The sequence below is a fragment of the Clostridium sp. JS66 genome (assembly GCF_033561535.1).
Taxonomy (GTDB): Bacteria; Bacillota; Clostridia; order Clostridiales; family Clostridiaceae; genus Clostridium_AM; species Clostridium_AM carboxidivorans.
Genome location: NZ_CP131467.1, coordinates 1,697,394 through 1,717,867, shown reverse-complemented (window position 1 = coordinate 1,717,867; position 20,474 = coordinate 1,697,394). Strand labels below are relative to the sequence as shown.

The following is a 20,474-nucleotide window of genomic DNA, read 5'->3' as shown; positions in this document are numbered from 1 at the left end:
ATTCATGCTATCTCCTCCTTATATGTCTGTGAATTAACTATTTCTTGGTAAACAGGATTTGAAGCTAAAAGTTCTTCATGGGTCCCAAGGCCTGCCAGTTTTCCTTTGTCTAAAACAGCTATAAGATTAGCATTCATAATGGTACTTACTCTTTGTGCAACAATTACTGTTACGCTGTTTGACAACTTCTTTTTCATGGATGAACGTACGGCGGCATCAGTCTTAAAATCAAGAGCTGAAAAGGAATCATCAAAAATGTATATATCAGCATCCTTAAGAAGTGTTCTTGCAATACAAATTCTCTGCTTTTGCCCTCCAGAGAAATTTCCTCCGTTCTTTTCTATAACACTATCAAGACCTCCCTCAAGCTTTGAAACAAATTCTGAGGCACAGGCTAGCTCTAAAGCAACCCATATTTCTTCGTCAGTAGCATTAGGTTTTGCCATTTGAAGGTTCTCCCTTATGGTTCCCATAAACAGTGTTGATTTTTGAGTTGTAAAACTTACTCTATCATTAAGCTCCCTTAGCTCTATTTCTCTAATATCTATACCACCAATTTTCACACTTCCTTTCTCTACGTCATAAAACCTTGCTATAAGATTGACTAGGGAGGTTTTGCCATCACCAGTGCTTCCAATGATAGCTAAAGTTTGTCCTCGTGTAATCTTAAAGTTTATATTCTCAAGAGTTTTCTTTTTTGCATTTGGGTACCTAAAATCCACATGATCAAACTGTACACTTCCATTTAAAGGTGCTACTGTCGTATCTAAATTTTGTATACTCAAAGGCATATCCAAGATTTCATAAATACGATTAATAGAAATCTGGCCGCGGGGAATAACTAAAATCACACTTGTAATAATGGCAAAGCCAAGAAGTATTTGAGCTGAATAGGTAATTGTTGCCATAATGGTTCCAACTTCCATGGTACCGCTCATAATTGAGCCTGCACCAATCCACATGATTATGATGGTAGTCAGACTAAGAATAAATGTAATCAACGGGCTAAAAAAACTCATTATAGTACCTGCTTTAATTACTGTTCTTGTATAGTCCATATTTGTATTGCTGTATTTCTCATATTCTTCCTCTTCCTTTCCAAAGGCTCGAATGACCTTTACTCCTGTAAGCCCTTCTCTAAAATAGAGATTTAGTCTATCTAATAGAATTTGAATTTTCCCATAAAGTGGATTTGCAAATTTATAGATAATAACTGATCCAAGAATCAAAAAAGGAATCACGGCCACAAAAACCAAGGATAACTTTGGACTGAGTTTATAAGTCATTGCAATTCCTCCAATTAGGTAAAGAGGTGATACAATCATAAATTTCAGCCCCATCTCTACCAAGCTCTGCACTTGAGTTACATCATTGGTGTTGCGGGTAATAAGGGTAACAGCGCCAAATTTGTCATATTCGTTTTTTGAGAAACTAAGCACCTTTCCATAAATCTCCCTGCGGATTTCTTTGGCGAAATTAAAGGCAATCTTTGAAGAAACATAAGGATTAAGCACTTGTCCAACAAGACCAATCAGCGTAAGCCCTATCATTAGTCCTCCTTGCCTCCAAATAAAACCTATGTCTCCCTTTATCACTCCATTGTTAACCATATCTGCTGTCATGTAAGGCAGATACATGGCACAAGCCACCTGAAGTAGCAAAAATGCAATTGCAATTGTTACTCTGCCCGCTGGCAGTCGTTTGATAATTCTAAACATAAAAAACCTCCAAATAATTTTTGATTTTTTCTTTATAAATATATTTTCAAGTCTTAGGTAGAGTTCTACCTTTTTAGTTGTAGATATGTAGAAGTCTACCTATTTAACTAGTGCTCTACTAAAGCTAACACTTATAATATACTAATAAGATTTTTTTGTTATTTCATAAATAAATCACTTATTATTTATGTAGGCATCTACCTAAAGTATCAAATAAAAAAGCACAATATGCTTTTTTATTTGATACTTAATCCCCACCCAAGTTTTTATAAGCGGTAATAAGTAGCTCCAGGAAAGTCTTTTTCTGCTCCTCTGTCATGCCCTTTAGCATCTGCTGCTCTGTCTCTTCAAAGACTTCTTCCATTTCCCTTACCAATTGATAACCCTTGGGAGTAATTTCTATTTGAAAAGTTCTAGCATCATTAGCTCCAGTGCTTCTTATAATATAGCCTTTGCTTTTCAACCCATTAATAAGATTCGTTATAGAGGGCCCTTTAAGCTTAAGAACTTTTTCCATAACCTTACGGGTTATTTCCTCATCATTCCTTATCCCTCGTTCAATGAGTTCAAGCAATGAAGCTTGAGAAGAAGAAACATTATACTCCTTCAATTTCTTATCATTAATGGTGCGTATCTTTTGAGCGATACTTTTTATAAACAAATCATAGGGATATTCCCATTCTCTTTCACTTATAATATATCACCTTCGTTCTAAATAGGTAGATTTCTACTTAATAGTGTAAGCCATAAATATTAAGTTGTCAATAATTTTAATTTATACAAGATTAATAATAGGCATCTATTTAATAAAGATAAGTCATCTACTTTCACAATTATTTATTATTAATTTCAATAAGTTCAATAGAATAATAAATATGAAGAATTTCATCTGCATTATCCAAAGTAATATTCGTTAGTTGTTTTATCTTGTTAATACGATAAAATAGTGTATTTCGATGTATAGCATCATTGGGAGAATTGGTGAAATAGATATAGTATTTTAGTGTTTCTAAAAAATTAGTATTATTTTTACTATCTTCCTTAGCCAAATAAATTACAGCATGATGGCAAAAATCCATAAAATCATATTGACTATTAATTAAATCTGAAATTATATATTTTATACATACATCATAATTAGAAACATATCTATTATACCTTTGGCTAATTTCATTTGCTTTAAGAGCTTGTAAATAATATTTCCTACTATTCGCCAATGATGTAAATCTCAAACTAACGCCTGCGCAAAGAGAATTTACCTTCAAATATTTAATAAAATCTGAATTTGAATTCTTAAATAAATTATCAATAAGCGATTCATCAACGAATACTACCAATGACGATTTATATACAATGCAATTATTTGTAGGAATAAATGCTTTTAAAGATTGAATAACGAAATCTTTTATGAATTATCTCTTCACTCATATAATTCTTTTCTATCAAATCAGTTAATATATAATTTGATATTAGGTCTTTATCAATATTAAAAAAATTTGTTTTTTGAAGTTCAACAGATAACAATATGCTAAATGACTCCATCAGTTTAAAATCAACTTCTTGAAATTGCCTCCCACCCTCAAGCACAACAAGTTGCCCAACTTCAACATCTTCAATATATATTAAATTCACCAAAGTACCATTGTATGGATTTTCTTTTCTAACATAATGGCTTCTTCCACTATTGCGTATCTTTGACATAATATTACTATTGCGAATAAAATCAATAATATTTTCATCTAAATACTGCCCTACGTTTATATCTTCATGGACTCCGACAATATCCTTAGCATCATAAGACGATGCTATAATTTTAAAACTGTTATCTATAACAAGCATTGTATGCCCCAAAGGCTGCAACAAGAGAACTAGAAAGATGTGTCAAAATGCTTGGTTTTAAAGGTGCTATAATAAATAGATGTATTCCAAACCACTTTATTGATGGACCTGACTTTGATCCTATTTTTAAAATGGCCGCTTAATTAGATGTACCTATTCATATACATCCTAATTTAATAAACAAAACTGTAAGAGATATCTACTACGGAAATTTCGATCCAATTGTTACATCTCTTTTAGCTTCTTCCGCATGGGGATGGCATGTTGATACTGGTATTCAAGTACTACGTTTAATTTTATCTAATATCTTTGATAAATATCCAAATCTACAAATTATTATAGGCCGCTGGGGCGAAATGATTCCTTTCTTCTTGGAAAGACTTGACGGCATGTTACCTACAAAAGTTACACATTTAAAAAGAAGCATTAAGGACTATGTGTTAAATAATTTATATGTAACTCCTAGTGGTATGTTTAATATGGCTCAATTAAAAATACCATTGAAATTATTGGACCAGATAGAATTATGTATTCAGTTGATTATCCTTATTATGATAATAAGGGAGTTAAAGATTTTATTGAAAATGCCCAAATAAGCCAAGTTGATAAAGAAAAAATAGCATATAAAAACGTAGAAAAATTGTTAAAACTTTAAACTAAATATTACAATAAATTGTTACTTAAATAAAATAACTAATTGAAAGGAAGAAAAATATGATGAACAATGAAAATAAAATTACAGCTATAATTAATGTTAGAATTTTTGATGGAGAAAAAGTAATTGACTCTAAAACAGTTATTATCGATGAGGATAAAATTATTTCCGTTAATGGTGAAATTCCATCAGATGCAACTATTATTGATGCAACAGGATGCACTTTACTACCAGGTCTTATTGATTCACATGTTCATACTTCAGAAGAAAGTCTTCGTGATGCTGTAAAATTTTGCGTTACTGCCTAATGGAAAATGATGGGAAAATATACAAAAAAAGTCAGAGAAGTATTAAATGGTATTGATGATATTGCTGATGTAATCTCGCCTGGTATGGCTGTGACTCCTCCAAATGGTCATCCATTTGAATTATTTCCACCTAATTTCACAGCACATTGGATATCAGAATTTGAAGAAGGACAAAAAGCACGCGGCGAAGAAGAACCATATGTAACATCAATAGAAAAGGCTATTAAACATGTAAATCAACAAGTAGCTGAAGGTGCAGACTTTATTAAAATCATGATTGATGATGGTTCTTTACATGAAAATCTAAATGTTCCTGTTTTAAGTGCTGATATTATGAAAGCAGCCGTAGAAGAAGCTCATAAGTTAAATAAGATTACACTTGCACATGCCATGACAGCTAAGGAATCTCAACTTGCTGTTGATATTGGAATAGATGGATTAGCTCACGTGTTTATTGACCGTCCAGATTGGACTCCTGAATTAGTAAAATCAATTGCTGATCGTAAAGTTTTTGTAACACCATGTTTAGTATTGAATTCTTCTTTTATTGGTATACCTGGTGCTGAATTTGCAAATGATTCACGTGTCAATTCAAAACTAAGTCCAAAATGGTTAAATACAATAAATTCTTGTTATAACGTCTATAAAAAAGGCAAACTAAAAGATAGCTTCAAAAATGTAATAGATCTTTATAATGCAGGCGTAGATATTTTAGTTGGTACAGACGTTGCTGTGCCAATACCTGGCCTTGGAGGTCTTGCTCATGGTGCCAGCGTTCATCACGAGTTACAACTTTTAGTTGAAGCAGGTTTTAAACCTATAGAGGCGCTTAGAGCTGCAACTTCAGTTCCTGCTCGTATTTTTAAACTTAGTGATAGAGGCAATATAAAAGCTGGAGTACGCGCAGATTTACTATTGGTTGATGGTGATCCAACTATAAATATATCTGATACATTATCTATAAGAGAAGTATGGCTTCGTGGTAAAAAACAGAATTTATTAACTAAATAATCTAATTAATTCAATATTTGCAGATTTAATTCCATTAATACACATTCTAACTTTAGCTTATTGAATAGTTTTAATAAATTTATCTCTATAAAATAGAATACCCACGAAAATCCAAATTTTAGATTTTCATGGGTTTCATGGTGGAGGCGAACCTCGTTGAACTCCTATGTGTTCTTTATATTGTAAACCATCTTAACTTCGTGTTATAGACATAATTACTATAATTAAAATACATCACGTTATAATATTTCTAATTGGGTTATACCATATTAATCCGTATTATTACCTATACTTACAAAATGAAATTAACTTTACTTTAATTCAAAATTATACCTATATATATTTAAACCTATTAATTACACTTAATGTATCCTAGAAATCGCAGCACTAACAGAGGTGGACTTGCCTTGTAAGGTGGTTATAAGCATGTTCACTTCCTGTGGCTAGCATGAATTAGAGCAACTATTTGAATAAAATTTTTTGCGTGTATAAAGACATAAAATGAATACCCTAAACGCTTGTGTATTTAACTAAACAATTAATTTGGCGCTATACAAGCTGCTAACCTTAAGAATTTACCCCAAGTTACGATGGTAGCTTGTTTGTGCGTTAAATTAACACTTGTTTGTCGAAGTAGACCAGAAAAGGCCCTATAGAAATACTTAATGCCTGCAGAGCTGCAGCGGATAAATTTGTCCATAGCTTCCTTTATTATTACTACTAAATTTACTATTTATACTACTTAACTATAGTCGAGTAGACTTACACCTCACAATGTAATCTCCTCACAGAATCTTTACGTGCGGCTTTCCCACACACGGCTCCTCATAATAACATTCACTATTTTAAAAAAACTTTCATCCTTTTACATAAACTAAAAAAGAGATTATACTCAAAAATAATACTGATGAGAATTACCCCATCAGTAAATTTTATCATGCAAAATTTTTTAATTATTAATTTTAGGTGTATTATTTTTGACTACATCTCGTACATATTCAACATCAAATTCATTTATTTCTGCAATATATTCTATAGAAAGCCCTTTACTGTATTATTTGAATATAAGTTGTTTTATTGCTTCTTGTCTACCCTCTTCTCTTCCTTCTTCAATTTTTTCCCTATCTCTTTCCAATAAAGTCATGAATTCCACCTTCACTGAAATATCATTTTTAACTTTCTGTACTCTTTTATATATACTTTTAACAAGATTTCCTTTAGACTTCTTTACTGTATCATCCGTTGAATTTTCTACATATTTAAGAAATTCTAATAATTCTTCACTTAAATCATTCATGCTTCCTTTTGTATTTAATACTATTTTTTGTGCTTAATCCTTTAATATTATACTATTATCTTCTAGGCATACATTTTCAAAAGTATATTCATGACGTCCTTTATTAAACAAATCAAATGTACAGATAAGTGAGAGTTCAAATTTTATATTTGGTCACTCGAACTTACTCAGCGAACGTATGTAAGTCAAGTTTCCTTTTACACATAACTTTTTGTAAGCTTCCTATAATCTTCGCCTTTGCTTATTAAATCTAAATCTATGCTTCCTTGATAATATCTTAGTCTTTTAGGTAAATTTTTATGCTTTCCTCGCTGCATTTCTACATTATAGATTGTATTATTTTCATCTCTAACATAAACATCAATCCTAGCGCCTTTACTTTCAAGCAATAAATCTATGGTTTTCTGTTCCTCTACCATTTGAACTTTTTCTATATCTATTTCTTAAATCTTTTTCGAGGTATTTCTATAAAATAGGGAACAACTGCTTTTTAAACTAAATATATTAGCAAAACATTAGACTCCAACTTAATTTTTAAGTGTCATAAGTTATGATTATAAATATAAATTTAGCTTACTAAAGTTACCTATAACAATACAATTAGATGCGTAGACTTGAAGTTACTAGTTTGAATTTTAACTTTTATGCAATGATATATGATAAATAAAAGTTAAAATTCAAACTTCCACTATACTCTTGCTTCGCAATATTTTTAAAATTTAGTTCTAAATCTTTTTTCATATTCTTCTATAAGTTAATGTCTAAAATCTGGATGAGTAATATTTATAAGTGCTCTAGACCTTTTCTTTAAAGATTTACCCTTAAGCCTAGCAATACCATACTCTATAATAATATAATTTACATCAGTTGCATAATAAGACTCTACTACAGGATTATCATCTACAAAATCGTACAACTTTTTTGTGCCCATTAAGAAAGTTACAACTGTTTTTCCTGGATTCAAAGTTTTTTGTTATTATTAATTGCATCTGATTCTATCAAGTCAACTACCCCATCAGATATCTTAAGCAAAATTATACCACATTTATATTTTTTAACATTATTCTTCAACTATAAATTTAAGTCTGTTTGTATCTAAAACATATATTTTCTTGTTTCTCATCTCTATTATTTTTTCATCTTTTAAATATTTTAAGGTCCTTGTTACCGTTATACGAGAACAACCCACCAAATTTGCCAATTCTTGTTGTGTCATTGGTATGTTTATTAAACATTTATTTTCTGAAATTTTTGTAGTTTGAATAAGCATCCTATATATAGCATTTATTATTTTAGCTTTAGAAGAACAAAATAAACTATCTTGCATTTGTAAAACAGATATTCTATACTTCCTAACTATGCTATGAATAAAAAAATTATAAGCTTTGGAATTCTCCTCCAAAAATTTATTTAAAATTTCTTTATTAACCAATGCTATTTCCGAAGCTTCCATAAACACAATTAGCGACCTTTCTCCTCCTACAAAATAATTTATCTCTCCAAATATCTCTCCACCTTGAAGAAAATAAAGTACTTTTTCCATACCCCTTGAATTACAAATTATACTTTTAACTTTACCTTTAATTACTATTGCTATAAAATTTTCTTTTTCAATATCTATAAATTCACTTTTCTTATACTGCTTTTTTTTACCTAAAGGAGCTAATTCTTTTAAAAAAAATAATCTCATTTCATCCTGCTTTTCTTTATCAAAAAGTTCTTTATACATACGTATTACTCCTTCGCATTTCATTTGAAATATTTATTTTAATTTTAAGCTAAAATAAAATACATAGCAACAAAATTGCTATGTATTTTAAAATAATATTCATTTTTATATATAATCTTTAACAAATTTCACCGCAAGATAACTTTATATCTTCTTTATTTTTTAGTATTGCTATTACTGCACATTCTAATGCTTTAACCATATCATCTAAAGCCATTGAAGGTACCTCTTTTTTATTAACTACTTGTATAGGTATATAAGGAACATGTATAAAACCACCTTTTATACTAGGATATTTTTTGTTAATAATATACAATAATCCATACATTATATGATTGCATACAAAAGTACCTGCAGAATTGGATACAGATGCTGGAATACCATTATTACTTATCTCTTTTACTATTGCTTTTATAGGAAGTGTTGAAAAATAAGCATTTTCACCATCTTGGAATATCTTTTCATCTATAGGTTTATTGCCATCATTATCATCTATTCTTGCATCATCCATATTAATAGCAACCCTCTCTACTGTTATATCAAATCTTCCACCTGCTTGTCCTACACATATTACTGTATCTGGATGATGTTTTTTTACAGCCTCTTCAAGCTTTTCTATAGACTTTCCAAATACAGTAGGAATTTCCTCCCTTACTATTTCTGCTCCCTCTATATTATCTTTTACCTTCTTTATGGCCTCTAATGCAGGGTTTATTTTTTCACCTCCAAAAGGCTCAAAACCTGTAATTAAAATTTTCATATTTAAAAACCTCCTTTAAAATGCTAATTTATACATAAGAATTATATGAATTATAAGCAATAATATAGCCATTGGTAGTTGAGTTATTATAATTCTATTTTTGCTTTTAGTTTCTAATAATGCTGCTGGCACCACATTAAAATTGGCAGCCATAGGTGTCATCAATGTTCCACAGTATCCTGCAGTAAGTGCCAAAGCCGCTGCTATCGCTGGATTTGCGCCTTGAGAAAATACAAAAGGAATTCCCACTCCTGCTGTTATAACAGCAAAAGCTGCAAAAGCATTACCCATTATTATAGTAAATATAGCCATACTTATACAATACACTATTACACCCAAAAGTATATTTCCTTTTGGCATAACTGTAGAAATTCCTTGAGATATAACTTGTCCAACTCCAGCTGTAGTAAACACAGTTCCTAATGCTGCTAAAAGCTGCGGAAGTATATTGGAAGGTCCTACTTGCTGCATCATTCTATCTCCATCTACAATTACATTCTTTAAAGGAGATTTTGTTATAATAATAGTAAATATAATTGCTACTACAGCAGATATTCCTATAGCTACCTCTCCTCCAAGTTTTGTATATTGTGCTACTACAAAAGCTGCTACTGCAAGTATAACTGAAGGTACAAATATCTTACTTCCTATCTTTTTAGATTGATTTTCTTTAAATTCCTCAGTAGGTTCTAGTAGTTTGCCTATATTAACTTGTTTTAAAGCAGTTAATATCCCCATAATAAGAATTAATCCACCAGTTAACTCATTTGGCATATATGTACCACCCATGAAAACTATTCCAAGTAATGCCCAAAAGGTTGCTGTGCCTATTCTTGTAGGATGCTTTTTGTCTATTGAGACATAATACGCTGTAACAATCATCATTACGCCTGATAGTATACAAAAAAATTCTAAAAGGATTTTAGATATTATTTTTATACTCATTTATTATCACCCTCAATTCTTTTTCCATATTTTTTTCTAAAACTTCTATCTAACCAAAGATTTTGTATAACTACTATTATAAAAGCTAATATCGCAATAGGTATAGAAGCTTTTGCTACATCTATTTGACTTGCGTTGTATCCTAACTTGCCCATTGTTCCTGCAATAAGAAGTACCCCTGGACTAGCAACAAAAACGTTTTGGCCATAAAAATTTCCGTAGTTTTCCATGGCTGCTGAAGCTCCCTTTATTTTTTCTTCATCCTCTTCATCTATATTTTCATATTTACTAACAGCTGCACCTTGAGCCATTGGATTTATAAGTGGCCTTATAAATTGAGGATGTCCTCCTAATTTTATAGAAAGAACTGATGCCACTTCTCTTATAAACATATATAATGTAAGTATTTTTCCTGTTGTAATAGCTTTAGTATTTTTTATTAGATCAATTGATTTTTCTTTTAAACCATACCTTTCACATATACCTATTACTGGAAAAGTAAGAACAAATAATGTCATATATCTGGTATCAGAAAAAGCCTTTCCAAGTATTCCTAATATGTCCATAAAATTTAGTCCTGCTACAAGTCCTGTAGCAAGTCCTGCTATTAAAACTACTGCTATAGTGTCCAGTTTTAAAGCAAACCCAACTATTACTATAAGAACACCTATAAGTTTTAACATTTTTGATAACCCCCTTATTTAATTTTTGATTTTAGTGTAAATTGAATTTTTACATCTATTAGTTTTAAATTATACAAACAATTCTAAATATTTTCTGTAGCCTAGACTACAAAAATAAAAATAAACTTTCTAATGATAATATAAATAAAAGAGGTTATTTCAAGGTCTCACAAGTTAACCTTTGAAATAATCTCTTTTACTCTTTTCTAATTAGTGTCTATAATTTTATGCATTTTTTACTTTCAACGCTCTCATAGAATTTAAAATTGCAATTACTGCTACGCCTACATCTCCAAATACTGCTTCCCACATGTTTGCAATTCCTAAGGCTCCTAGTACTAGGATTATTGCTTTAACTCCTAATGCAAAAACTATATTTTGCATTACAATAGACTTTGTTCTTTTTGCTATCTTTATAGCAGTTACAATTTTGAAAGGTTCATCGGTCATGATTACTACATCTGCTGCTTCTATGGCTGCATCTGATCCTAAGCCTCCCATTGCTATACCTATATCTGCTCTTGCAAGCACTGGTGCATCGTTAATTCCATCTCCAACGAAAACGAGCTTGCCCTTTGATGATTTTTCTTTTTCTACATTTTCAAGTTTTTCAACCTTGTCCTGTGGAAGAAGTTCAGAATAAACCTCATCTACTCCCAATTCTTGTCCAACTTTTGAACCTACAACATTATTATCACCTGTTAGCATGATAGTCTTTTTAATTCCTATTGACTTTAATCCCTGTATTGCCATTTTTGAATCTTCTTTTATTTCATCAGATATAACAATATATCCTGCATACTTTTTATCAATAGCTATACATACTACTGTTCCAAAAGTGTCTATGGAATCATACTGTATATTTTCTCTTTCCATTAATTTAGCATTTCCACATAACACTTCTTTTCCTCTTATTTCTACTCTAATGCCATGTCCTGATATTTCCTCATAGTTCTTCATATCACTTTTATCTATTTCTTTACCATAAGCTTTTAAAATTGAAGTAGCTATTGGATGATTAGAATAACTTTCTGCTAGTGCAGCATACTCCAATATTTCTTCCTTGGACATATCATTAAAAGCTTTAATTTCAGTAACTTTAAATGTTCCTTTTGTCAGAGTTCCTGTTTTATCAAAAACAACCATTTCCACATTATTTAAAGCTTCTAGATAATTGCCACCTTTTATAAGGATTCCATTTTTAGATGCTCCCCCTATTCCTCCAAAGAAGCCAAGTGGTATTGATATTACCAATGCACAAGGACAAGAAACTACTAAAAATACTAAGGCTCTGTATATCCATTCGGAAAAACTTGCATCACTAATTACCAAAGGTGGAATAAAAGCTAATAAAACAGCTGATATAACCACAACTGGAGTGTAGTATCTAGCAAACTTAGTTATAAACTTTTCTGTTGGTGCTTTTTTACTGCTTGCATTTTCTACTAAATTCAATATTTTAGCTACTGTAGATTCTGAAAATTCTTTTGTAACTTTAATGGTTAAAAGACCATTTTTATTGATAAATCCACCTAATATGGTATCACCTACTATAGCTTCTCTTGGAACAGATTCACCTGTTAATGCAGAAGTATCTAACATTGATTTTCCTTCTACTATAACTCCATCTAATGGTACTTTTTCACCTGCTGTTACAACAATTAAGTCTCCTATATTTACTTCTTCAGGCTTAACCTTCTTTACTTCATCGCCCAATTTCAAATTAGCAAAATCCGGACGGATGTTCATAAGTGAAGAAATAGACTTTCTAGAATTATTTACAGCTGCATCTTGAAACAATTCTCCTACTTGATAAAATAGCATAACTGCTACAGCTTCTGGAAATTGTTGAATTGAAAAAGCTCCAATAGTTGCAATACTCATCAAAAAATTCTCATCAAATACTTGTCCTTTTGCTATATTTCTTAAAGCTTGTATTACTACTTTTCCACCTATTAAAATATAACTTATAATATATAATGCAGCTTCCATCCAAAAGCTAAATTCAAAAACAGATGTAATTACAAATACTGCTGCACCAATAGATAACTGGATTAGCTCCTTTTTGTCTAGTCCTTCTTCATGACTGTGATTATGCTCATGTTCCTCATTATCATGCACTTTCTCTTTAGATAATCCTTTGTTTAACATCTTCTCTTTCATAATAACTTGTGATTCAATATTTTTGACAATTTTTTCAGCTGCTGCAATAAGCTCATCAGTTCTACTTATTTCTTCAATTTCTAGTGCCAAAGACTTTCTCATAAAATCTACAGAAACATTTGTAATACCTTCTATTCTACTTATATTTCTTTCCATCTTAGCTGCACAATTTGCACAACCCAACCCCTCTAATATAAACTCTTTTCGCAATTTACCATTCATGTTTTTTGGGGAAATTTTAATAGTCTTATTTGGTATTTTTCCTTTTTTTATTACAGTTGCCATTTTAGCACCACCTTCAATTTATCTTTCATTAATGTGAAGTAATCCTTGATCAAAAATACGCTTTACATGTTCATCATCAAGAGAATAATATACAACCTTTCCCTCTTTTCTAAACTTTACTAGTCTTGCTTGTTTAAGTACTCTTAATTGATGCGATATTGCCGATTGAGTCATTGAAAATAAAGCTGCTATATCACACACACACATTTCTGCTTTAAATAGTGCACATATTATCTTTATTCTTGTGGTATCACCATAAACCTTAAAAAATTCTGCTAAATCATACAGCTTTTCCTCTTCAGGTATGCTTTTCTTCACTTCATTTATTACATCTTCATGTATTACATTACAATTACAAAATTCAACGTTGTTTTTATTTTCCATATAATCCTCCAAATATGTTAAATTGTTTATTTGTTCATATGTTTATCTGTTCATATATTCATATTAATTCTTTTATGGCATTTTGTCAATATTTACTTTTATTCTATTTATAAATTAAGCGGCCATATAAATCCTTAGATTTTAATATGGCCGCTTATTCTTTGAACAACTATCGTATTTAAAACTATATATTAATAAGAAACTAAATTACATAGCCCTACCAGGAACTACAGCATCCAATATTCCAATAACTATGGCTGCTAATATTGAACCCATTATAGATACCCTCATATTAGGAACTAAAAATTGTGTTAAATATATTATTATAGCAGCAATAACAAATCCTTTAAGTCCTTTTCCAAAAGGTGACGCATCAACGCCCATAAAAGATTCTACTAAATAATCTAGTACAGTTATTACAACTGCAGCTAATAAAAATGACCACAAACCAATAATGCTAAAGCCTGGTGTCAAAAATGATGTTATTGCTAAAATAACTGCAACTGCTACTAGTCTTCCTATCCAGTGTAGAAGACCGCCGCCACCTGAATGTTCTTCTCTTTCTCGTTTTTCATGTGCCATTAATAATTACCTCCTTTAGAAAAGTAAATTTGACTTCATGAATACATGCTTAAGCAAGCTCAACTAAGATTTATATAAAAAATTAGAAACCTAATATCAATCAAGCTTTACTTTTATTAGCATATACATGTAGTTTTCTCATATTACTTAAAAATATAAGTGGTAAGTATTCCTTAATAATTTTAAAATACACTATTTTAAAAAATGCATCTGGGATTACAGTCATTAAATTTTTAAAATGATTTTTTATTGATGTTACAAAAGAAGATAACTATTAATACTTTTTGAAACAGCTTGGAATATATGGCCTGGATAAATTACCATATTACTCAAGTAATACATAAAGTTGTATATATAGTAAAATTTTTTATTAATAAATATCAAATAAAAAAACATCAAAATGTTTTATTTTGTTTGCGCACTTACAATAAGAAAACATTTTGATGTTTTTTTATATTCTAAATTTTTTTCATTTAACTTGTTAAACTCATATTAATTTAGAAAGCTCAATATAATATTGTTTTTAAAATTTTCCCACCTGTTCATCAGTATCTTGTCTATTATTTAATGTACTATGTCTTCTGCCATATATGAAATAAATTGAAACACCAATTAATGTCCATATTGCAAACCTAATCCAGGTAACTACAGGTAAACTTGCCATTAAGTAAATACAGAAAATTACTGTTAATATAGGTGTAAAAGGTACTCCTGGACACTTAAACTTTCTTTCAATATCAGGCATAGTTTTTCTTAAAACAATAACACCTATTGATACAATTACAAAAGCAGATAGAGTACCTATATTACACAAATCCATAAGTACAGTTAATGGTAAAAGGCCTCCTATAATAGCCGTTACAACTCCTGTCATTATAGTACATTTTCCAGGTGTACCGTATTTTCCTGATATTTTAGCAAAAGACTTTGGTATTAATCCATCTCTTGACATAGCCATAAATATTCTTACTTGACCATATGTAGTTACAATAAGAGCAGATATCATTCCTATAATAGCACCTACAGCAACTAATGCTGAACCCCAGTTAATTCCTATTCGTCTTAATGCAGCAGGAAGAGCATTATTTACATCTATTTCTTTATATGGAACCATTCCTGTAAGTGTAAAGGAAACAGCTATATACAATATAATAATTACAATCATACAAATAGTTAATCCAAGAGGAATATCTCTTTTAGGATTAACAGTCTCCTCTGCAGCAGTAGACACTGCATCAAAGCCAATATATGCAAAGAATATAATTGCTGCACCTGACATTATTCCCTTAAATCCATAAGGTGCAAATGGATGGTAGTTTGCAGGATTTATATGAGTTACTCCAAGGGCTATAAATATAAGTATTACACTTACCTTAATTATAACTATTACATTATTTACTTTGGCACTTTCTGATACCCCAATATAAAGTAAAGAAGTTACAATAGCCATAATTATAACCGCTGGCAAATCTACTATGCCGCCAGCCAGTGGAGAATTTATAAACATTTTAGGTAAATGTATATTATAAGCTTCAAAGATTCCTACTAAAGTTGATGACCACCCTGATGCAATAGTTGCTGAAACAACAAGATATTCTAAAATCAAATTCCACCCAATAATCCATGCTACAATTTCACCAAAAGCTACATAAGTATAAGAGTAAGTACTACCTGAAACAGGAAACATAGTGGCAAGTTCTGCATAAGTAAGAGCACATAATGCACTTGTTATGGCAGCTATTACATATGACATTATTATTGCTGGACCTGCAAGCTTTGATCCTTGACCTGTTGCCACAAATATACCTGTTCCTATTACTGATCCAACGCCAAGAGCTGCTATATCGAAAGCTGTTAATTTTCTTTTTAAACCACTCCCCTCTGCTATCTCTTTAAAGTCTTCTACACTCCTCTTCCTAAATAAATTCATTAGATAATCCCCCTCAGTTTTTTTATTTTTATTTTATTAAACTTTTCATTATCAATGATTACATATACAAGTTATTTTGCATATTTATATCACTTTAGTTTTAAGTGTATAATTTTATAAAACTTACTTTGATAAAATTTTAGGGAGTAAGAAAGGTTTAAATCAAGATGATTACTTACAGCACTTAGCTTACCAACTCTCTAACAGCTCTTTTTTATTGACCATAATCTATAGACACATAATGAAATATTTTATTCGAGTTGTATCTATTTCATGATTTTTCCGAAAATTTAGCCTAAAGCTAAAAAATTAACGATTTTCTATTTAACTAATAAATTGTAGTTAAATTCAGATGAAGTTTATACAAATTTATTCATTACTAAAATAAACTTCATCCAAATTAACTTTTTACTTAATAAGAATTATTTACATATATCGTAAGTTATACTTATTCTCTATCATTAACTAGATCTCGTACATCACCTATAATTGCTCTTGGTACTGGCAAATCTAGCATAGTTTTTAATCCAGGTGTAGAATTCATTACAAGTGGAATCATGTTAACACATATAGCAATAGTAGCAATACCTCCAGGAATTTCTGGTTTTATTTGAAGATCTATTTTAGGATCTCCATTTATTGTTATATAGTCCCCTGTGTCAACATTCTCAATCTCTGGTCTTATTTGTTGAGGGTGCTCCATTTTTATAAATGTCTTATCTCCTAAAGAAGCATATCCTAGCTGTCTGCAACCTGCTACATCACCAGATTTAACTGATACTATTTCTGTAGAACGCGGAACAGTTGTAAGAATTGGTTCCTTTTCTTGTCTTATATCATTGAACTTAACATTAAAAGCTTCTTCAAACATTCCAAAGGACTGTAAAAAACCAACATGTCCAGCTACAGTGTCATTTTTTACTCCTTCTATAAACTCTTCTTTTTTAAGTCCTATGCCCTGTTCCACCATAACAGCTTTACCAAAACAAGCTAAATCATTTATTCTAGATACATTTATATTATCGACTTTGTCACAAACACCAGTTAGTGCAATAACAATTAGATCCATAATAAAACCAGGATTTACACCAGTTCCTAATATAGAGACATTATTTGCTTTTGCTATTTTGTCCATTTTCTCAGATAACTCTGGATCTAAAGCCTTTGGATATGACATTTCTTCAGCTGTAGTTACAACATCCATACCAGCCTCTGCTGCCATTTTTATTAACGGAAATACTACTTTTGTAAATGAAGCTGTAGCTATCATACATACATCTGCAAAGCCCTTTTTAATAACCTGTTCAGGCTTATCCGTAACTATACAACAATTATCTTCATTTTCTTCTAAATCTAAAATATTACAAAGCTTTTTACCTACTTTATTAGGGTCCATATCAATAGCACCAACTATAGTAAATCCTTTTTTCCCCAATATCATTTTGGCTATTCCACTTCCCATGGAACCTAAACCCCAAGTTACCACTTTTACTTTTCTTTTCATAAAAAATTCCTCCTAAATAAAGTTTTTTATTTTATCTTGAGCAATTCTATTTTTATATGCTAGACATTGCTAATTCCTTTGCATAATATTTTTTCACGTATTGCGAAGTCATAGCGGCAAGAACGCATCCATAATCCATCTTAAATTTTACTATGTCTCCAACTTCAAGATCTCTTGAACTATCTGTAATATCTAAAATTAAATGATCACTGCTTGCACCAAAAATGCTTATATTTTTATCTAAAGGTATAAGTCCATCTACCTTTATATCCTGCCTTCCTACAGCTACAATAGCTCTTTTACGTATTCCCATATCTTTAAAATGAGGTTTTTCACCAAAGGCATCCCTTCCTATTTCTCCTGTAGGAACCGTAGGCTTTTCTTTAACTTCTACTATTTCTCCTTTAAGTATAAAGGCATCATCATAGCAATTAGCTATAGGTTTTCCAAAGGCTGTTTCCTTACCTAATGCAATTCCTTCTCCTACTCTTAGTTGGTTAATTTCTTTTGGTATAGTGTTATTCATCACCATATAAAGACTACTAGAATTTCCTCCTGAAATTATTGGAAGATCTATATTAAAAATCTTTTTTATATCTTTTTTTAACTCTACTAATTTGCCTAAATTATTTTCATCAGGAAGCACTCCTCCATAACAGGTAACATTAGTTCCTAGCCCTATTAAATTTATATTACTAAGTTTTAATATTTCCCTAACGGTTTCATTAACATCTTTAACAAGTACACCTTCTCTTAAATCTCCTACATCAACCATAAGTATAATGTTATGAACTTTATTAATGCTTTCAGCTGCTTCTGATAAAACTTTAATAGTTTGCAATTCAGAATTAAGACTTATATCACTGTATTTAACTACTTCTTCCGCTTCACTTTCCATTGAAATTCTTAAAAGAGTTTTTTTACAATGAATATCTTTCATGTTTATTAAATTTTGTATTCTAGAATCTCCAAAGTGTTTAATTCCACCTTTTAGCATTGCCTGTACTATAGATAATTCAGCACAAAACACTTTAGTTACCCCAACCACCTCAATACCTTTTTTACTGCACATTGATAGAATTGTCTTTGCATTATGTGTTATTTTGCACAAATCTATTTCTACACATGGGTATTCCCTTTTCATAACCAAATTCTCCTTTTTAATTAATATTTAAAAATTTTCAACTTCCATAGCTTCATTGATCCGATGACTATCCGCTCTAATACTCCTGCTTCTTAAAGCTTGAGTAAAGAGCGGCTACGTCCCTGGATAATTCATCTAATACTTAGTGTGAGAAATAAAATCCCACTAAGTTAAGATTCATTGATATTCAAGCTTTGCTTCAAAAGAGCTTCTGCAGCCTCTCTATTATCTTTACTTAGAACCCCCGCTGAAGCCATAATATATTCTTTATCTATTAATGCTTTAGCACCTTTTCTAGGCATCATAGTCACATCATCTTCTAAAAACCTTATACCTAAAAGATTTTTTTCTCCATCTGGAAGCCTTGTAAGTGCCCCTCCAGTTCCTATAATATATTTAACCTGCGATAAATCTTTGCCATAAGCTACAAAACCACTTTCTCCACCATATTTTCTTTTTATGGTTCCTACATGTCTATTTACAGCTACTTCCACTGCTTTTTTTGTAAGCATTAAACTTGCCTTTATATCTTCTTCTTTCTCAGGTATAGCTTTTATATGCTGTGATATATAATCTTTGTTAAGCTCACCAAGATCTCTAATATCCAGTAAATCTATTACATTTTTGCTATTTACAAAAACCCCCAAATCACCTTCCACTGTTCTTTTGGCTTTAGGTTCAGGACTTATTAACATATCTAAAACTACTGCACTTCCATCAGTTACAGAATGAACGTCTGTAGTAGCTCCCCCTACATCTAAAACAACTAAATCCCCTATGATATCATAAAGTATTTTTGCGCTCTCCATAACTGCACCAGGAGTTGGCATTATACTTCCATTTACCATACTCTTTATTTTGTTCATACCTGAAGCTTTTACAATATTTTTTTCGAAAGCCTCTTGTATTATTTTTCTTGCAGGTTCTACATTTAATTCATCTACTCTAGGATAAACATTGTCAATAATATAAAGTTCCTGGCCCTTAAATATTTCTTTTATTTCTTCTCTATTTTCAATATTTCCACAATAAACTATAGGCTTGTTAAACTTTTCCGCACTTATAAGTTCTGCATTGTAAATAGCTGTTTCCCTCTCCCCATAGTCTGTACCACCTGCAATCATTATCATATTGGGATTAATTTTGTGTATCCTTTTTAAATCTATTTTTCTCATTTTTCCTGAAGTAACCATTTTTATTATGCCACCAGCACCTAATGCTGCTTCTTTAGCTGCTCTAACTGTCATCTGTTCCATAAGACCATGAACTGTTATTTTAAGTCCTCCTGCAGCACTGCTAGTAGCCATCATTTTTTCCCATGTGAGAGGTTCTTTTATTTTGTTTTCTATATCTTTCACTGCATTTTCTAGTCCAATAGTTACATCGCCTTCCAACACTGTAGTACAGCTTTTCCCCTGAAAAGGAGCATCTACAAATATCTTTCCTAAGTCGTCATTCTTTACATTAAAAGCGGTTACAAGCGTAGTAGTACTACCTATTTCAGCAACTAAATAATCTACTTTCATAAGAAGTCCCT

Annotated in this window: 18 protein-coding genes and 3 pseudogenes; 3 read left to right on the top strand and 18 right to left on the bottom strand. The window is 30.9% G+C overall.

Annotated elements, in window-relative coordinates; genetic code table 11:
- Positions 1-2 precede the first annotated feature (2 nt).
- From Q6H37_RS08175 to Q6H37_RS08160, 4 genes are all read right to left on the bottom strand, one after another.
- On the bottom strand, positions 3-1,718 hold the full coding sequence (locus Q6H37_RS08175; protein WP_318740789.1) for an ABC transporter ATP-binding protein: 1,716 nt from the start codon (positions 1,716-1,718) through the stop codon (positions 3-5).
- 247 nt (positions 1,719-1,965) lie between these two features.
- Entirely contained in the window at positions 1,966-2,379 is a 414-nt protein-coding gene (locus Q6H37_RS08170) for a transcriptional regulator, SarA/Rot family (protein WP_318740787.1), read from the bottom strand.
- Between the two features lie 172 nt (positions 2,380-2,551).
- Positions 2,552-2,950 (bottom strand): helix-turn-helix domain-containing protein, encoded by a 399-nt coding sequence (locus tag Q6H37_RS08165; protein ID WP_318740784.1) that lies wholly within the window; start codon positions 2,948-2,950, stop codon positions 2,552-2,554.
- A 127-nt stretch (positions 2,951-3,077) separates the two neighbouring features.
- On the bottom strand, positions 3,078-3,557 hold the full coding sequence (locus tag Q6H37_RS08160) for a hypothetical protein (protein WP_318740782.1): 480 nt from the start codon (positions 3,555-3,557) through the stop codon (positions 3,078-3,080).
- 487 nt (positions 3,558-4,044) lie between these two features.
- On the opposite strand from Q6H37_RS08160, the gene Q6H37_RS08155 reads away from it, so the two are divergent.
- The 3 genes from Q6H37_RS08155 to Q6H37_RS08145 are packed head-to-tail and all read left to right on the top strand — an operon-like array spanning position 4,045 to position 5,531.
- Positions 4,045-4,212: an amidohydrolase family protein gene (locus Q6H37_RS08155; RefSeq protein WP_318742957.1), complete on the top strand. Its 168-nt coding sequence runs from the start codon at positions 4,045-4,047 to the stop codon at positions 4,210-4,212.
- Between the two features lie 59 nt (positions 4,213-4,271).
- The gene (locus Q6H37_RS08150) at positions 4,272-4,520 is read left to right on the top strand and encodes a hypothetical protein (protein WP_318740780.1); all 249 of its coding nucleotides are present in this window, start codon (positions 4,272-4,274) and stop codon (positions 4,518-4,520) included.
- A 6-nt stretch (positions 4,521-4,526) separates the two neighbouring features.
- Positions 4,527-5,531, top strand: coding sequence for an amidohydrolase family protein (locus Q6H37_RS08145; protein ID WP_318740778.1), 1,005 nt, complete (start codon positions 4,527-4,529; stop codon positions 5,529-5,531).
- 1,081 nt (positions 5,532-6,612) lie between these two features.
- Here Q6H37_RS08145 and Q6H37_RS29535 read toward each other — a convergent pair.
- The 14 genes and pseudogenes from Q6H37_RS29535 to Q6H37_RS08080 form a co-directional block, all read right to left on the bottom strand.
- Positions 6,613-6,957, bottom strand: a pseudogene (locus Q6H37_RS29535) (transposase); the annotation flags it as partial.
- A gap of 71 nt (positions 6,958-7,028) precedes the next feature.
- Positions 7,029-7,271 (bottom strand): annotated as a pseudogene (locus Q6H37_RS29530) (PD-(D/E)XK nuclease family transposase); the annotation flags it as partial.
- Between the two features lie 311 nt (positions 7,272-7,582).
- Positions 7,583-7,899, bottom strand: a pseudogene (locus tag Q6H37_RS08135) (acetyl-CoA hydrolase/transferase C-terminal domain-containing protein); the annotation flags it as partial.
- Complete coding sequence (locus Q6H37_RS08130) at positions 7,889-8,518, bottom strand: Crp/Fnr family transcriptional regulator (protein WP_412523936.1); 630 nt, start codon at positions 8,516-8,518, stop codon at positions 7,889-7,891. The pseudogene Q6H37_RS08135 and the gene Q6H37_RS08130, both read right to left, overlap by 11 nt.
- Positions 8,519-8,675: 157 nt before the next feature.
- The gene (pcp, locus tag Q6H37_RS08125) at positions 8,676-9,317 is read right to left on the bottom strand and encodes a pyroglutamyl-peptidase I (RefSeq protein WP_318740774.1); all 642 of its coding nucleotides are present in this window, start codon (positions 9,315-9,317) and stop codon (positions 8,676-8,678) included.
- Between the two features lie 15 nt (positions 9,318-9,332).
- Positions 9,333-10,262, bottom strand: coding sequence for a DUF979 domain-containing protein (locus tag Q6H37_RS08120; RefSeq protein ID WP_318740772.1), 930 nt, complete (start codon positions 10,260-10,262; stop codon positions 9,333-9,335).
- Positions 10,259-10,945: a DUF969 domain-containing protein gene (locus Q6H37_RS08115; RefSeq protein ID WP_318740770.1), complete on the bottom strand. Its 687-nt coding sequence runs from the start codon at positions 10,943-10,945 to the stop codon at positions 10,259-10,261. The genes Q6H37_RS08120 and Q6H37_RS08115 overlap by 4 nt, the downstream gene beginning before the upstream one ends.
- A 225-nt stretch (positions 10,946-11,170) precedes the next feature.
- Positions 11,171-13,393 carry a heavy metal translocating P-type ATPase gene (locus Q6H37_RS08110; RefSeq protein ID WP_412523911.1) on the bottom strand — a complete coding sequence of 741 codons (2,223 nt, stop codon included), beginning with the start codon at positions 13,391-13,393 and terminating at the stop codon, positions 11,171-11,173.
- A gap of 18 nt (positions 13,394-13,411) precedes the next feature.
- A complete protein-coding gene (locus tag Q6H37_RS08105) occupies positions 13,412-13,777 on the bottom strand; it encodes a metalloregulator ArsR/SmtB family transcription factor (protein WP_318740768.1) in 366 nt (121 codons plus the stop codon).
- 207 nt (positions 13,778-13,984) lie between these two features.
- Complete coding sequence (locus tag Q6H37_RS08100) at positions 13,985-14,359, bottom strand: phage holin family protein (RefSeq protein ID WP_318740766.1); 375 nt, start codon at positions 14,357-14,359, stop codon at positions 13,985-13,987.
- A gap of 523 nt (positions 14,360-14,882) precedes the next feature.
- Complete coding sequence (locus tag Q6H37_RS08095) at positions 14,883-16,289, bottom strand: amino acid permease (protein WP_318740764.1); 1,407 nt, start codon at positions 16,287-16,289, stop codon at positions 14,883-14,885.
- A 448-nt stretch (positions 16,290-16,737) separates the two neighbouring features.
- Positions 16,738-17,793, bottom strand: a complete 1,056-nt coding sequence (ord, locus tag Q6H37_RS08090) for a 2,4-diaminopentanoate dehydrogenase (protein WP_318740762.1) — start codon at positions 17,791-17,793, stop codon at positions 16,738-16,740.
- 52 nt (positions 17,794-17,845) lie between these two features.
- Positions 17,846-18,937 carry an ornithine racemase Orr gene (orr, locus tag Q6H37_RS08085; protein ID WP_318740760.1) on the bottom strand — a complete coding sequence of 364 codons (1,092 nt, stop codon included), beginning with the start codon at positions 18,935-18,937 and terminating at the stop codon, positions 17,846-17,848.
- A 170-nt stretch (positions 18,938-19,107) separates the two neighbouring features.
- Positions 19,108-20,463 (bottom strand): GlmL-related ornithine degradation protein, encoded by a 1,356-nt coding sequence (locus Q6H37_RS08080; RefSeq protein WP_318740758.1) that lies wholly within the window; start codon positions 20,461-20,463, stop codon positions 19,108-19,110.
- Positions 20,464-20,474 lie beyond the last annotated feature (11 nt).